The 14139-nt window shown below is 67.2% G+C and carries 16 protein-coding genes and 1 pseudogene; 14 read left to right on the forward strand and 3 right to left on the reverse strand.

Annotated elements, in window-relative coordinates:
* Nucleotides 1-182: 182 nt before the first annotated feature.
* Nucleotides 183-596: pseudogene (mscL, locus tag BMY25_RS18830) on the reverse strand (large conductance mechanosensitive channel protein MscL); the annotation flags it as partial.
* Nucleotides 597-761: 165 nt separating this feature from the next.
* Here mscL and BMY25_RS18835 point away from each other — a divergent pair.
* Together BMY25_RS18835 and BMY25_RS18840 are read left to right on the forward strand one after the other, a co-directional pair.
* Complete coding sequence (locus BMY25_RS18835; protein ID WP_092499555.1) at nt 762-1127, forward strand: hypothetical protein; 366 nt, start codon at nt 762-764, stop codon at nt 1125-1127.
* Nucleotides 1128-1325: 198 nt separating this feature from the next.
* Nucleotides 1326-2213: a DMT family transporter gene (locus BMY25_RS18840; protein WP_092499610.1), complete on the forward strand. Its 888-nt coding sequence runs from the start codon at nt 1326-1328 to the stop codon at nt 2211-2213.
* Between the two features lie 30 nt (nt 2214-2243).
* Here the strand turns inward: BMY25_RS18840 and BMY25_RS18845 are convergent, their stop codons facing one another.
* Nucleotides 2244-2699, reverse strand: a complete 456-nt coding sequence (locus BMY25_RS18845; protein ID WP_092499557.1) for a secondary thiamine-phosphate synthase enzyme YjbQ — start codon at nt 2697-2699, stop codon at nt 2244-2246.
* The gene (gene nth / locus BMY25_RS18850) at nt 2696-3508 is read right to left on the reverse strand and encodes an endonuclease III (RefSeq protein ID WP_238858423.1); all 813 of its coding nucleotides are present in this window, start codon (nt 3506-3508) and stop codon (nt 2696-2698) included. The genes BMY25_RS18845 and nth overlap by 4 nt, the downstream gene beginning before the upstream one ends.
* A gap of 22 nt (nt 3509-3530) precedes the next feature.
* Between nth and BMY25_RS18855 the strand changes: the two genes are divergently transcribed.
* The 12 genes from BMY25_RS18855 (at nt 3531) to lnt (ending at nt 14065) form a co-directional block, all read left to right on the forward strand.
* A complete protein-coding gene (locus BMY25_RS18855) occupies nt 3531-4058 on the forward strand; it encodes a DUF2244 domain-containing protein (protein ID WP_092499559.1) in 528 nt (175 codons plus the stop codon).
* A gap of 109 nt (nt 4059-4167) precedes the next feature.
* Nucleotides 4168-5058 carry a methylated-DNA--[protein]-cysteine S-methyltransferase gene (locus tag BMY25_RS18860; protein WP_092499614.1) on the forward strand — a complete coding sequence of 297 codons (891 nt, stop codon included), beginning with the start codon at nt 4168-4170 and terminating at the stop codon, nt 5056-5058.
* Nucleotides 5059-5152: 94 nt separating this feature from the next.
* A complete protein-coding gene (locus BMY25_RS18865) occupies nt 5153-5704 on the forward strand; it encodes a NifU family protein (protein WP_092499561.1) in 552 nt (183 codons plus the stop codon).
* A 113-nt stretch (nt 5705-5817) separates the two neighbouring features.
* Complete coding sequence (gene tsaB, locus BMY25_RS18870; RefSeq protein WP_092499563.1) at nt 5818-6531, forward strand: tRNA (adenosine(37)-N6)-threonylcarbamoyltransferase complex dimerization subunit type 1 TsaB; 714 nt, start codon at nt 5818-5820, stop codon at nt 6529-6531.
* Nucleotides 6528-7013 (forward strand): GNAT family N-acetyltransferase, encoded by a 486-nt coding sequence (locus tag BMY25_RS18875; protein WP_092499565.1) that lies wholly within the window; start codon nt 6528-6530, stop codon nt 7011-7013. The genes tsaB and BMY25_RS18875 overlap by 4 nt, the downstream gene beginning before the upstream one ends.
* A gap of 20 nt (nt 7014-7033) precedes the next feature.
* Entirely contained in the window at nt 7034-7471 is a 438-nt protein-coding gene (locus BMY25_RS18880) for a Fur family transcriptional regulator (RefSeq protein ID WP_092499567.1), read from the forward strand.
* Complete coding sequence (gene olsA / locus BMY25_RS18885; RefSeq protein ID WP_092499569.1) at nt 7468-8304, forward strand: lyso-ornithine lipid O-acyltransferase; 837 nt, start codon at nt 7468-7470, stop codon at nt 8302-8304. The genes BMY25_RS18880 and olsA overlap by 4 nt, the downstream gene beginning before the upstream one ends.
* A 64-nt stretch (nt 8305-8368) precedes the next feature.
* Nucleotides 8369-9739, forward strand: coding sequence for a tRNA (N6-isopentenyl adenosine(37)-C2)-methylthiotransferase MiaB (miaB, locus tag BMY25_RS18890; protein ID WP_092499571.1), 1371 nt, complete (start codon nt 8369-8371; stop codon nt 9737-9739).
* On the forward strand, nt 9739-10764 hold the full coding sequence (locus BMY25_RS18895) for a PhoH family protein (RefSeq protein WP_092499573.1): 1026 nt from the start codon (nt 9739-9741) through the stop codon (nt 10762-10764). Before miaB ends, BMY25_RS18895 begins: the two co-directional genes overlap by 1 nt.
* Nucleotides 10761-11276 (forward strand): rRNA maturation RNase YbeY, encoded by a 516-nt coding sequence (gene ybeY, locus BMY25_RS18900; protein WP_428976987.1) that lies wholly within the window; start codon nt 10761-10763, stop codon nt 11274-11276. The genes BMY25_RS18895 and ybeY overlap by 4 nt, the downstream gene beginning before the upstream one ends.
* Nucleotides 11269-12417, forward strand: a complete 1149-nt coding sequence (locus BMY25_RS18905; RefSeq protein WP_177176952.1) for a hemolysin family protein — start codon at nt 11269-11271, stop codon at nt 12415-12417. Before ybeY ends, BMY25_RS18905 begins: the two co-directional genes overlap by 8 nt.
* Nucleotides 12418-12427: 10 nt before the next feature.
* Entirely contained in the window at nt 12428-14065 is a 1638-nt protein-coding gene (lnt, locus tag BMY25_RS18910; RefSeq protein WP_238858424.1) for an apolipoprotein N-acyltransferase, read from the forward strand.
* Nucleotides 14066-14139: the final 74 nt, after the last annotated feature.

Consider the following 14139-nt stretch of genomic DNA (forward strand, 5'->3'; position numbering starts at 1 on the left):
TCGCTGAGATCGTAACGCGCCATCACCATGCTCCTCCCCGAACAGGTGAATCAGCCTTCGACCAGAAGCTCAACCCTTAATGAGTTCAGAACCTAGGGGCCGATCGCCTGGGGACCAGACACTTCGGGACCTTGGGCAATGTTCGCTGCATTGGATGATTCCGGCGGCCCGGATATGGGCATTTCCTCGCCCTTGAGGATGTCGCGGATTTCCTGAAGCAGCAGCACCTCCGGCGGCGTCTCCTTCTTCTTCTCGTCCTGGTGCATCTTGAAGAGCTTGTTGATGCCGCGCACCAGCCCGAAGACTGCGATCGACACGATCATGAACTTGATGACCGCATTGATGAACAGGCCGAAATTCCACGTGACCGCACCGGCCGCCTTGGCCTGCGCGATGGTGTTGAAGTGACCGTCGCCCTTCAACACGATGAAGAACTGCGAGAAATCGACCTGCCCGAGCAACAGTCCGATCGGTGGCATGATGATGTCGTCGACGAGGGAGGAGACGATCCCGCTGAAGGCCGCGCCGAGAATGACGCCGACGGCCAGATCGAGAACGTTGCCGCGCAGAGCGAACTTCTTGAATTCGTTGAGCATGATGCCTTTATGAAGGAGACACGGAGTGTGATGGTGTATTCTTGTCTTACCGCAAAATGGGGCAAGGATGCGGGGCGGGCAAGATTGCGCCGGCATCGCTGCCATCCGTGTGGAACAAGCTGGCCCGAGCCGCATTAGGGCTGAGGTCTGAAAGGAGCCGGAACCATGGATGAGCTTCGCAAGCTCGCTTACCTCTCGGTGATGCGCAGCATCATGGTTCCATTGACGGCGATCGCCATTCTGATGGCGCTCCTGAGTTTCCATCCCGACCTGGCCCTGAAGGTCGGCGGCCTCGGCTGCATCGGCCTCTCCGCGCTGCTCTTCTACCGCTCCTCGTCCAGCGGCGATGCCGACCCTACCAACACCGAGCTCTGGGGCCTCGTCTCCGCCGATCCTCGCGCCCGGCGAGGCGACATCCGCAAGCAGGTGAACGAAACCATGGCGGAAGCCTATCTGCGCTTCGCCCGCTTTTCAGCGGCCGCTTCCGTCGCCTTCTTCGCCGGGGCGATTGCCGCCCGCTCGGCGCTCTGAGGCGCCTGCCGCGACGGAATTTCGGCTTGTAAGCCGCAGCGCCGAGAATTGCGGTGCGGGGAATTGAAGCCCGGGGACAAGTCTTTCCCGCTCTGCTAGAGCCGCATGGACGCGATTCGCTGCTCGCCGGCGCGTCCGATTGATTCGGAATGGCCGCCCGCCTCCGGCAATCTCTCCCGAGCTGCCGGAACCTCCCCCATGCTGAAGGGCATCGTCCTCGCCTTCCTGTCCTATGCCGCCTATGCGATGAGCGACGCCTCCATCAAGTTCCTGAACGGGCGGCTCGATCCCTTCGAGGTGGTATTCATCGGGACAGTGTTCGGCTTCGCCGCCGTGCCCTTCATGATGAAACGGGACGACCGCTGGGCCGATCTCTACCGCACGACGCGACGCAAGCTCTGGCTGCTCCGCGCACTGGTCGCGGTCACGGGGTCGGTTTCCAGCGTGATCGCCTTCACCGCGCTTCCCATGGCGGAAGCGTTCGCGCTGATCTTCCTGCTGCCGCTGTTCGTGACGATCTTCTCCGTGCTGTTTCTGGGCGAGAAGGTCGGCTGGCGTCGCTGGTCGGCCGTGATCGCCGGCTTCGTGGGCGTGCTCGTGGTGCTCCGGCCGGGCTTTCGCGAACTCGGCATCGGCCATTTGGCGGCGATCGTCGGCGGCCTTTCCGGCGCGGTCGCGATCATCATCCTGCGCGTGCTGGGGCCGACTGAAAAGCGCGTCACGCTCTATGGCAGCGGGCTGGCCGGTCCGCTCGTGGCGGCGGCGATCCTGATGATCCCCGGCTTTCGGTGGCCCACCCTCGAACTCTGGCTGCCGCTGCTGAGCTACGGCCTTCTCGGCGCGCTCGGCAACATCCTGCTCATGGTCGCCGCCCAATTCGCGCCGGCCAGCCGGATCGCGCCGCCCCAATACAGCCAGATGATCTGGGGTGTGGGCTTCGGCTACTTCCTCTTCGGCGACCGGCTCGACGTGTTCATGGTGATCGGCATCGCCATCATCATGGGCGCCGGGCTCGTCACCTTCGTGCGCGAGGAGCAGAAGACGCGCTGGTGGCGGCGCACGCCGGTGATGCGCGCGCGGAGCTGACGCTACCCTTACCCCTCCGTTGGGCCGCGATCAGCTGCCGCTATAGGTCAGCACGATCGTGCGCCGGTGCGGCCGATCCCGGTGCTCGATCAGGTAGATGCCCTGCCATGTCCCGAGTTGCAGCCGGCCTTCCGCGACGGGCAGGACGAGGGAGGCGTCCGTTACCATGGTCCTGACATGGGCGGGCATGTCGTCCGGCCCTTCCGCGTCGTGCACCCAACCGAAATCGCGCGGCGCCAGACGATCCAGCGCCGTCATCAGGTCGGTGCGGACGTCCGGATCGGCATTCTCCTGCACGGTCAGCGAGGCCGAGGTGTGGCGGACGAAGACGTTGAGGAGCCCGTCGCCGGCCTGGGCCTGCCGGAGGAACCGCGCGAGCTCGCCGGTGATCTCGGTGAATCCGGGGCGGCGCGTTTCGATGGCGAGGGTCGCGCGGCAGATCCGGCCGTGGGTCGTCTCGCCGATCGGGCCGAGGGTCGTGGTCATGGCGTCTCCAGTCGCGACAGCGTGTCCGCCATCGCGGCCGCTTCCAGTTCCGGCACGCGGGAATAGCGCCCGGCGGGCTGCACCTTCTCCTTGAAGCGGCAGACATCGGCGATGGGGCAGACAGGGCAATCGGGCTTGCGCGCCTTGCAGACGTAGCGGCCGTGCAGGATCAGCCAGTGATGGGCGTGCAGGCGGAAACGGTCGGGCGTCACGCGCTCCAGCACCTGCTCCACCGCGTCCACGTCCTTGCCGGGCGCGAGGCCCGTTCGGTTGGAAACGCGGAATATGTGCGTGTCGACGGCGATGGTCGGGTGACCGAAGGCGATGTTGAGCACGACGTTCGCCGTCTTGCGCCCGACGCCCGGCAGCTTTTCCAGCGCCTCGCGGTCGGGCGGCACTTCGCTTCCATGCTCCTCAACGAGGAGACGGGAAAGCTCCACCACGTTCTTCGCCTTGCCGCGAAAGAGGCCGATCGTCTTGATATGCTCGGTCACGGCCTCGACGCCGAGCGCCAGCATCTTTTCCGGCGTATCGGCGATCTCGAAGAGCCGCCGCGTCGCCTTGTTGACGCCGGCATCCGTCGCCTGCGCGGAAAGGACGACAGCCACCAGCAAGGTGAAGGGGTTCACATATTCCAGCTCGCCCTTCGGCTCCGGGTTCTTCGCGTGGAGGCGGGTGAAGAGGAGCTCGATCTCGGGCCGGCTCAGACGGGTGCGGGTGCCGCGCTTTGCCGGCTTGCGCGCTGCCGCAGGGGCGGGCTTTGTCCGGGCGGCGTCGGGAGCGGAAAGGGCGGTGGTGATCTTGGCCATCCGCTCTCTATATTGAGACGGCATGGCTTCCGACAATGCCCTTGAGGACGACGCTTCCGGCGCGGACGGCACCGAAGAAGACGGCTTCGACGCCGTCATCTTTGCCGCCACGCTGACCGCGCATCGCTCGCTCGGCCGGCGCGGCTTCGTCGTGCTGATGGGCGTGATCGCGGCGATCTGGTTCGGCACGGGCCTGGTCTTCTGGCGCATCGGCGCTTGGCCGGTCTTCGGCTTCTGCGGGCTGGACGTGCTGGCGATCTATCTGGCCTTCCGCATCAACTACCGGCAGGCCCGCGCCTATGAGGAGATCGAGGTGAGCCGCGCCGCGCTGGTGATCCGCAAGGTGGCGGCGAACGGACGCGTGCGGGAGTTCCGCTTCAATCCGCTCTGGGTGCGGCTGCGGATCGTGGAGGACAAGGAAGAGGGCGTCACGGCCATCCGCGTCCTGGCGCGGGGCGAGGGCGTGCCGGTCGGCGGCTTCCTCAATCCCGACGACCGCACCAGCTTCGCCGGCGCCTTCGGAGCGGCCCTTGCCGAAGCGCGGCGCTGATCCGCTCGACGTTTCGGCGCGGGCCGAAGCGTCGGAGCAAGAATCGGGTGGTTTCGGGCCCGTTCTCCCGGCATCTTCCAGACCCATGGAGGATGCCATGTCGCTTCACATGCAGTCAGTCACGCCGGTCGATTTCGGGCTCTACGAGTCGCATGCCGATTACCGCATGGTTCGGCAGGTCGTGGAATACCTCACGGAGAACTGGCGCGAGCAGCCGTCGCTCGACGCGATCGCCGCCCGCGTCGGCATGGAGCCGACACGGCTGCAGAAGCTCTTCACGCGCTGGGCGGGCCTGTCGCCCAAGGCCTTCATCCAGGCGCAGACGCTGGACCATGCGCGGCGGCTTCTCGCCGATTCAGCCTCCGTGCTCGATTGCGCCTATGAGGTCGGCCTGTCCGGGCCGGGGCGGCTGCACGATCTCTTCGTGACGCATGAGGCGATCACGCCCGGCGCCTACAAGGCGCGCGGCGAGGGGCTGGTGCTGCGCTACGGCTTCCATCCCTCGCCCTTCGGCCAGGCGCTGGTGCTGATCACCGAGCACGGGCTGGCGGGCCTCGCCTTCGCCGACGAGGGCGAGGAGGAAAAGGTACTCGCCGACATGACGGCGCGCTGGCCGCGGGCGCATTACGTCCGCGACGTGGTGGAAACCGCCGCCTATGCCCGGCGCATCTTCGACCGGCGGGAATGGCGGCCGGAAACGCCGCTGCGCATCGTGATGATCGGCAGCGATTTCCAGATCCGCGTCTGGCGGGCGCTGCTGCGCATCCCATTGGGGCAGGCGACCACCTATTCCGACATCGCCCGGCACATCGAGCGGCCGACCGCGGCGCGCGCCGTGGGCGGGGTTGTCGGCGCCAATCCGATCTCCTTCGTCGTTCCCTGTCACCGCGTGCTGGGCCGCTCCGGCGCGCTGACGGGCTATCATTGGGGACTGACGCGCAAGCGCGCGATCCTCGGCTGGGAGGCGGGGGTGGCCGGAGCGAAAAGCGGGCGCGAATGAGCCGCGCTTGACGTGGGGCGCAATCCCGACCATCTCAGTCGGGATATCATCCAGGATCCGCGGCCTTGACCCGTGGAAACCGAGGGCTGCCCCAATGTTCATCCAGACCGAAGAAACCCCCAATCCCGCGACGCTGAAGTTCCTGCCCGGCCGCATCGTGCTGGAAGAGGGCACGCGCGACTTCCGCGATTCCGTCGACGCCTACCTGTCGCCGCTCGCCAGCCGGATCTTCGAGGTCGAGGGCGTCACCGGCGTGTTCCTCGGACAGGATTTCGTCACGGTCACCAAGACGGACATGGACTGGGCGCATATCAAGCCCGCCGTTCTCGGCGCGATCATGGAGCATTTCCTGTCCGGCGCTCCCGTCCTGAACGAGGGTGGAGCGGATCTGGAAGGCAGCGACTACGACGAGGCCGACGCGGAAACGGTTTCCACGATCAAGGAACTGATCGACACGCGCGTGCGCCCGGCGGTGGCCAATGATGGCGGCGACATCACCTTCCACGGCTACCGCGAAGGCGTGGTGTTCCTGCACATGAAGGGCGCCTGCTCCGGCTGCCCCTCCTCCACGGCCACGCTGAAGCAGGGCATCGAGAACCTGTTGCGGCATTTCGTGCCGGACGTGCAGGAAGTGCGTCCGGTCTGATCGGGTCCAACCCGGGCGAGGCCAGGCTTTTCGCCGGAATGTGATGGGGCCTTCGGGCCCCTTTTCCTTGTCCGGGCTCGACAGGTCCGCGCCAGGCGTTTACGCGCTCTTCCATGTTGCTCGCCATCGACACGGCCGGACCGGACTGCGCGGTCGCCATCGCTCGACCGGGGTCCCGCACGGGGGGTGAGGGACGCGCGGAAATCCTCGCGCGTCGGTCCGAGCGGATCGGCCGGGGCCATGCCGAGCGCCTGATGCCGCTGATCTCCGAATGCATGGCCGAGGCGGGCGTCGGCTTTTCCGAACTCACCGCTATCGCCGTCACCGTCGGTCCGGGCTCCTTTACCGGCGTCCGTATCGGCGTCGCGGCGGCGCGCGGGCTGGCGCTGGCGCTGGATGTTCCGGCCATCGGCATCGACGTGCTGGACGCGATCGGCGAGAGCGCCCGCCGCGACCGGCCCGGCGCCGCTGTTGTCACCGCTCTCGATGCGCGCCGCGACGAGGTCTTCGCCCGCGCCCGCACGGCTGACGGCGCGGTGCTGGTTGAATCCTGCCTCACCCGCATCCCCGATCTGGCGGAGCGCTTGGCCGGTGCCGGCCGCCTCGTCCTCAACGGCTCGGCCGCACCGATGCTCGCCGAAGAGCTTCGGGAACGCGGCATCGCCGCCGAGATCGCCCCCGAAATCGCCGACGAGCGTGACGCGGCCGACATCGACAGGGTCGTCGAGCTCGCTCTGCGGGGTCGCGGCATCGTGCCGGCAAAGCCGCTTTATCTTCGCGGCGCCGATGCCAAGCCGCAGACCGGCAAGGCGGTCGCGCGGGCATGATGGCGTTCGGACGGTCCTCCATTCGCGTACGGCCGGCGACGGATGCCGATCTCGACGTGCTGGCCGAAATACACGCCGACAGTTTCCGCCGTGGCTGGAGCGAGGAGGAGTTCGACGATCTCCTGCGCCAGCCCCGCATGCATGCGCTGGTCGCGGAGCATCGCGGCGCGCTCGGCCGCGTGACAAAGGCCGGCTTCATCCTCTACCGCATCGCAGCCGACGAGGCGGAGGTGATCTCGGTTGCCGTCTGCCAGGCGTGCCGGCGGCGCGGCGTGGCGCGCAAGCTGATCGAGGAAGCGCTCCGCCATCTCTACAGCGAGAGGGTCGCCGACCTCCATCTGGAGGTGGAGGAGGGCAACAACGCCGCCATCTCGCTCTACCGCTCGCTGGAGTTCGAGGAGACCGGGCGACGGCCCGACTACTACCGGCAGGGCCAGATGGCCGCGCGCGGCGCGCTTGTCATGCGCCGAAAGGTCCGCTAGGCGGGATCGTGAGCTTAGGCGTGACCGACGTGGCGAAAACGACCCTGGAAGAAGCCTGCCTGGAAAAAGGGCTGCGGATGACCGAGCAGCGCCGCCTCGTTGCCCGCGTGCTGGAAAACTCCGACGATCATCCCGATGTGGAAGAGCTCTATCGCCGCGCCGCCGCGATGGACGAGCAGCTTTCCATCGCCACCGTCTACCGCACCGTGAAGCTCTTCGAGGATGCCGGCGTGATCGAGCGTCACGATTTCGGCGATGGCCGCGCCCGCTATGAGACGCTGCCGGGCGAGCATCACGACCATCTCATCGACGTGCGCACGGGGCAGGTCATCGAGTTCCGCAGCGAGGAGATCGAGCGCATCCAGGAGCGGATCGCGCGCGAGCTCGGCTATCGGCTGGTCGATCACCGGCTGGAACTCTACGCCGTGCCGCTCGACAAGGATGCCGACGAGGAATGATCGGCACCCTCCGCCTGGTCTTCACGACGATTCTGATCGTCGTCTGGATCCTGGTCCTGATTCCCTTCCATCTGATCGGCGTGAAGATCGGCGGCCGCGCGGCAGGCATGTTCACCCCGCTCTGGCACCGTCTCGTCATCCGCCTGCTCGGCATCCGTGTGAATGTCGTCGGCCGGCCCGCCGACGCCCGGCCTCTGCTGCTGCTCTCCAACCACACGTCGTGGCTCGACATCATCGTGCTGGCGAGCGTGGCGCCGGTATCCTTCATCGCCAAGAAGGAGGTGGCGAGCTGGCCCGTCTTCAGCTGGCTGGCCAAGCTGCAGCGCTCCATCTTCGTCGACCGCGAGCGCCGGCAGGCGACCGGGGAAAGCGCCAGCGAAGTGGCGAAGCGGCTGGAAGCCGGCGACATCATCGTGCTGTTCGCGGAAGGCACGTCCAGCGACGGGAACCGCGTGCTGCCGTTCCGTTCCGCCCTGGTGGGCGCGGCGCAGCAGGCGATCAGCACGGCCGGCACCGCCACGGTGCAGCCGGTCGCCCTGGTCTATACGCGCTGGCAGGGCATCCCGATCGGTCGCCAGCATCGCCCCCACATCGCGTGGTACGGTGGCGCTGACCTCGTCCCGCACCTCAACCGGATCATGCGCGAGGGAGCCATCGACGTGCACGTGATCTTCGGCCCCGCCCGCCGGCTGGGCGCCGGCGACAATCGCAAGGTGATCACGGCGGAGGCGGGCGCGTGGGTGCGGCGCGTCGCGGCGGAAGTGAATGCCGGGCGCGATCCCGCAGACCTGTCGGTCGGCCCGGTGGCGCCGGATGCGCCCGCGGGGGCCTAGCCGCAGGGGCCGCTTTCGGCTAGAAGTGTCGCCAGATGCGACGCATGGATTGGCACCGCCCCGAATGACCGAGGCGAAAAAAGTCTTCATCAAGACCTATGGCTGTCAGATGAACGTCTACGATTCCGATCGTATGGCGGATATTCTGGCGCGCGAGGGCTATGCGGCCACGGACCGGGCGGACGACGCCGATCTGGTGGTGCTCAACACCTGCCATATCCGCGAGAAGGCGGCGGAAAAGGTCTATTCCGAGGTCGGCCGTCTTCGCGTTCTCAAGGAGCAGGCGCGAGCCGAGGGCCGCCAGCTGGAAATCGCCGTCGCCGGCTGCGTGGCGCAGGCGGAAGGCCGCGAGATCATTTCCCGTGCGCCCGCGGTGGACGTGGTCGTCGGCCCGCAGAGCTACCACCGCCTGCCGCAGGTGCTCGCCCGCGCCAAGGCGGAGGGGCACGCGGTCGAGACGGAATTCGCGGAAGACAAGTTCGACCACATGCCGGCGAGCGGCTCCGCGCGCCGGACGCTGCCGGTCAGCTCCTTCCTGACGGTGCAGGAGGGCTGCGACAAGTTCTGCACCTTCTGCGTGGTGCCCTATACGCGGGGCGCGGAAATCTCGCGGCCCGTGTCGCGCATCCTCGACGAGGCGCGGAACCTCGCCCGGCGCGGCGTGCGCGAGCTCATGCTGCTCGGCCAGAACGTCAACGCCTATCATGGCGCGGCGGAGGACGGCTCCGTGTGGTCGCTGGCGCGCCTGCTGCGCGAGCTCGCGGCCATTCCGGGCCTCGACCGGCTGCGCTACATGACCAGCCATCCCCGCGACATGGGCGACGACCTGATCGCCGCGCATCGCGAGCTGCCGGAACTGATGCCCTACCTGCACCTGCCCGTGCAGTCCGGCTCAGACCGCATCCTCGCCGCGATGAACCGCAAGCACGATGCCGCGAGCTATCTCCGGCTGATCGAGCGACTGCGCCTCGCACGGCCCGATCTTGCGCTTTCCGGCGACTTCATCGTGGGCTTTCCCGGCGAGACCGACGCCGATTTCGAGGACACGATGCGGCTGGTGGAGGAGGTCGGCTATGCCGGCGCCTACACCTTCAAATATTCCCCGCGCACGGGCACGCCGGCCGCCAGCCACGAAGAGCAGGTGCCGGAAGCGGTGAAGACGGAGCGGCTGCTCCGCCTGCAGGCGCTGATCGAGGCGCAGCAGAAGGCCTTCAACGCCGCCATGCTCGGCCGCCGGATCGATATCCTGCTCGAAAAACCGGGTCGGCTTCCCGGACAGCTTGCAGGACGCTCGCCCTGGCTGCAAACTGTCCACGTCGATGCGCCCGCAGAACGAATCGGTGAGATCGTCAGCGTGGTGGTTGACGGCATGGGAACGAACAGTCTGTTCGGCACATTGGTCGAGGAGATGGTCTTGCAGAAAGCAATCGCCTGATGGCAGCACGCAATGGCGTGGGCGTCCCTCGTTTCAACCCGAGCGATCAGCAGATCGATCTCGTCTTCGACAACAACCGGCTGGCGAGCATCCTCTACGGACAATTCGACCAGCACCTCGCGATGATCGAGAAGCGCCTCGGCGTCTCCGCGATCGCGCGCGGCAACACGGTCACGCTTTCCGGCCCGGCGGCGTCGCTGGCGCAGGCGCGTCGCGTGCTGGAAGGGCTTTACGACCGCCTGCTCGAGGGCCACGACGTGGCCGGCGGTGACGTGGAAGGCGCGCTGCGGATGGCGGAAGCGCCGAACGCGCAGCTCTCGCTCCCGACCATGACCGAATCCAGCCGCATGCGCTTCGCGGGCATTTCCACGCGCAAGAAGTCCGTTTCGGCGCGCACGCTGACGCAGGACGCCTACATCCGCGCGATGGACGGGGCGGAGCTGGTGTTCGGCACCGGCCCGGCCGGCACGGGCAAGACCTATCTCGCGGTTGCCTATGCCGCCGCCATGCTGGAGCGCGGCGAGGTCGACCGCATCATCCTGTCCCGCCCCGCGGTGGAGGCCGGGGAGCGGCTGGGCTTCCTGCCCGGCGACCTCAAGGAAAAGGTCGATCCCTACCTGCGTCCGCTCTACGACGCCCTCTACGACATGATGCCGTCGGAGAAGGTGGAGCGCGGCCTGTCCTCCGGCACCATCGAGGTGGCGCCGCTCGCCTTCATGCGCGGCCGGACGCTGGCCCATTCCGCGATCATCCTGGACGAGGCGCAGAACGCGACCTCCATGCAGATGAAGATGTTCCTGACCCGCCTGGGCGAAGGATCCAAGATGATCATTACCGGCGACCCGTCGCAGATCGACCTGCGGCCGGGCGAGGTGTCCGGCCTGGTCGAGGCCACCCGGTTGCTGGACGGCGTGGACAGCGTTTCCATCATCCGCTTCACGGGTGCCGACGTCGTGCGCCATGCCCTCGTCCAGCGGATCGTGGAGGCCTATGAGCGGGGAGGCCTTGAGGCGGATCGCGCATGAGCGAGATGCAGCCGGGTCAGGCCGCCGCCGGTTCGGAGGCGGAGATTTCGATTGCCGTCATCGTGGAAGACGGCGAGTGGCCCGGTGAGGATCACCTGATCGCGCTGGCCGAACGCGCCGTGCGGGTCGCCCTCGAGGTCGCCTCTCCCGAACTGGACGACGAGAGCGAAGTCAGCATCCTCTTCACCGACGACGAGGCGATCCGCGAGCTGAACGCGCAATGGCGCGAGAAGGACAAGGCCACCAACGTCCTGTCCTTTCCCCAGGCCGCAGGTCCGCTGCTCGGCGACATCGTGCTGGCATCGCAGACGGTTGCCCGCGAGGCGGCCGCGGAGGGTAAGACCCTCGACGACCACATCACCCACCTCATCGTGCATGGCTTCCTGCATCTCCTCGGCTATGACCACGAGGACGAAGGCGAGGCCGAGGAAATGGAAGGACTGGAACGGCAGGCGCTGGGGCTGATCGGCATAGCCGACCCCTATGCGGTGCCGCCGCAAGACCATGAGTGACGACCCTCGAAGTCCCGATCCCGCCGGCGATCTTTCGGCCCGGATCGGCGAGTCTGCGCCCGAACCCGTTACCGGCCGGCTGAGGTCCGCCCTCGGCAGTATCTTCGGCCTGTGGCAGAGCGGCTCGGCGCGCTCGGAAATCGAGGAGGCGATCGCCGCCGACGAGGCCGGTGCCACGTCGTCCTTCTCGCCGGAGGAGCGCAACATGCTGCGCGCCATCCTGCGTCTGGGCGACATGCGGGTGGCCGACGTCATGGTGCCGCGCGCCGATATCGAATGTGTCGAGGTGGAGGCCTCCGTGGCTTCCGTGCTGGCGGAGTTCCGCGAGGCCGGCCATTCCCGCATGCCCGTCTATCGCGAGACGCTGGATGATCCCGTGGGCATGGTCCACATCAAGGACGTGATGGCCTGGATCACCGACACGGCCGTGCGCAAGCCGCTTGCCGGCGAGGATGAGACCGATCCGCATTTCGATCTTTCCGTGATCGACCTCTCCCTGCCGCTTCACAGCACAGGGCTGGTGCGGCCGGTGCTGTTCGTGCCGCCTTCCATGCCGGCGCGGCTGCTGTTGCAGCGGATGCAGGCAAGCCGCATCCAGATGGCTCTGGTCATCGACGAATATGGCGGCACCGACGGCCTCGTCTCGCTGGAGGATCTCGTCGAGATCATCGTCGGCGAGATCGAGGACGAGCACGACCTCGACGAGGAGGCCACCATCATCAAGGTCTCCGAAGGGCAGTTCGTGGCGGATGCCCGCGCCTCGCTGGAAGAGGCGGTCGAGGTGATCGGCCCCTCCTTCCGGATCGAGGACGGGGAAGAGCACGAGATCGAGACGCTGGGCGGGCTCGTCTCGACGGTGCTCGGTCGGGTGCCGCTTCGCGGTGAGATCGTGAATGCCGTGCCGGGCTTCGAGTTCGAAATTCTCGATGCCGATCCGCGCCGCGTGAAGCGCATGCGTATCCGTGAGCGGCGCAAGCCCAAGCCCGTGCGCCAGCGCGTGCGGACGGCGGGCGACACGGCCCCGCAGGCGAACGAGGCGGGGGATCGGCCCGCGAACTCCGCCGCTCAGCAGACGCAAGCGCCGGTGCAGGCCGATCCGGACGATTTCTCCCGATCCGGCGAGACGCGCGGCGATGGCTAAGGGGCTCTGCATGAGTTTCAGGCCGTCGGGCGGGCTGGTGCTTGGCCGGTCCGGCTCCACGCTCCTGGACCGCATGGCCTACGCGCTGATCCTCACCTGGGGCTGGCGGCGCTGGCTCGTTGCCTTTCTCGCCGGCGCGGCCTCGGCGTTGTCGCAGCCACCGTATTTTGCCTTTCCCGTCCTCTGGATCACCTTTCCCGTCCTCGTCTGGCTGATCGACGGCGCGGTGGCGTCGCGCCGGGGAGGGCGCGTCAGGCGTTTCCTGCCGGCCTTCGCCGTGGGCTGGAGCTTCGGCTTCGGTTATTTCCTGGCCGGCCTCTGGTGGATCGGCGCCGCCTTCCTGGTGGATGCCGGGGCGTTCGGCTGGCTGATGCCGCTGGCGGTGCTGGCGCTTCCCGCCGGGCTCGCCCTTTTCTGGGGGCTGGGCGCGGCGATCGCGCAGGCCTTCTGGCGGGAAGGCTGGCGGCGCGTCTTCGCGCTGGCGCTTGGCCTCGGCATCGCCGAATGGCTGCGCGGCACGGTTCTTACCGGCTTTCCCTGGAACGAGATCGGCTATGCGCTGACCGCCGGCGACGTGATGATGCAGTCCGCCGGTCTCTTCGGGCTCTATGGGCTCAACGTGCTGGCGCTGGTGATCTTCGCGTCGCCCGCCGCGCTGGCGCCGATCTTCCCCGGCCAGCGCCGCCCCGTCGCGCTGCCTTTTCTCGGTCTGGTTGCGATCATAACGCTTGCCGGCTACGGATTTGTCCGCCTGTCCGACGCGCGGGAAGCCTTTGTTCCCGGCGTGAAGATGCGGATCGTGCAACCCGCCTTCGACCCGGCGTCCGCATGGGGGCCGGAGGACAAGGACAAGGTGCTGGACACCTTTGCGCGGCTGAGCACGCAGGGTTCGCCGCTGACGCCCGGCACCGTGCTGGTGTGGCCGGAATCGTCCTTTCCCTTCGCGCTGACGGAAGATCCGGACGCGCTGTCGCGGCTGGCCGACCTGATGCCGCCGGGCGTTTCGCTGGTCACCGGCGCCGCCCGCGTCGAAACGCTGCCGGACGGTTCCCGCAAGGTCTACAACAGCGTCTACGTGATCGACGACAACGGCACGATCCAGGGCGGCTACGACAAGGTCCACCTCGTTCCCTTCGGCGAATACCTGCCGTTCCAGGGCTTTTTCGACCGGATAGGCTTCACAGCGGTGAACCAGCTTCCCGGCGGCTTTTCGCCTGGTACGCTGCGCCATGCCCTCAGCCTGCCGGGTGCCCCGTCCTTCGCGCCGCTGGTCTGCTACGAGGTCATCTTCCCTGGCGCGGTCGTGCCCCGCGGCGAACGCCCGGGCTTCATCATCAACGTCACCAACGATTCCTGGTTTGGCCGCACCTCCGGTCCGTATCAGCACTTCCACTTCGCTCGCGTGCGCAGCGTGGAGGAAGGACTGCCGATGGTCCGCGCCGCCGATACCGGCATTTCCGCGGTGGTCGACGGCTACGGCAGGGTGATCGAACAATCGCCCCTGGGTGGTGACGCCACAGTGGATTCGCAACTCCCGATTGCGGCTCCGAAGCCTCCGGATGTTTTGGCGCGTGGATTCATCTTGCCAATCATGTTGTGTCTTTGCCTTGCCCTTGTCTTGACAAGAGGAACTCGCTCTACTCGGTAAGGTTGATTGACTTTACTTCGCCGGCCTACCATCGTGCGCCACCGAGGTGCCGATGCGATCGGTGCTTGCCAGCC

It is taken from the genome of Faunimonas pinastri, assembly GCF_900110915.1.
Taxonomy (GTDB): domain Bacteria; phylum Pseudomonadota; class Alphaproteobacteria; order Rhizobiales; family Afifellaceae; genus Faunimonas; species Faunimonas pinastri.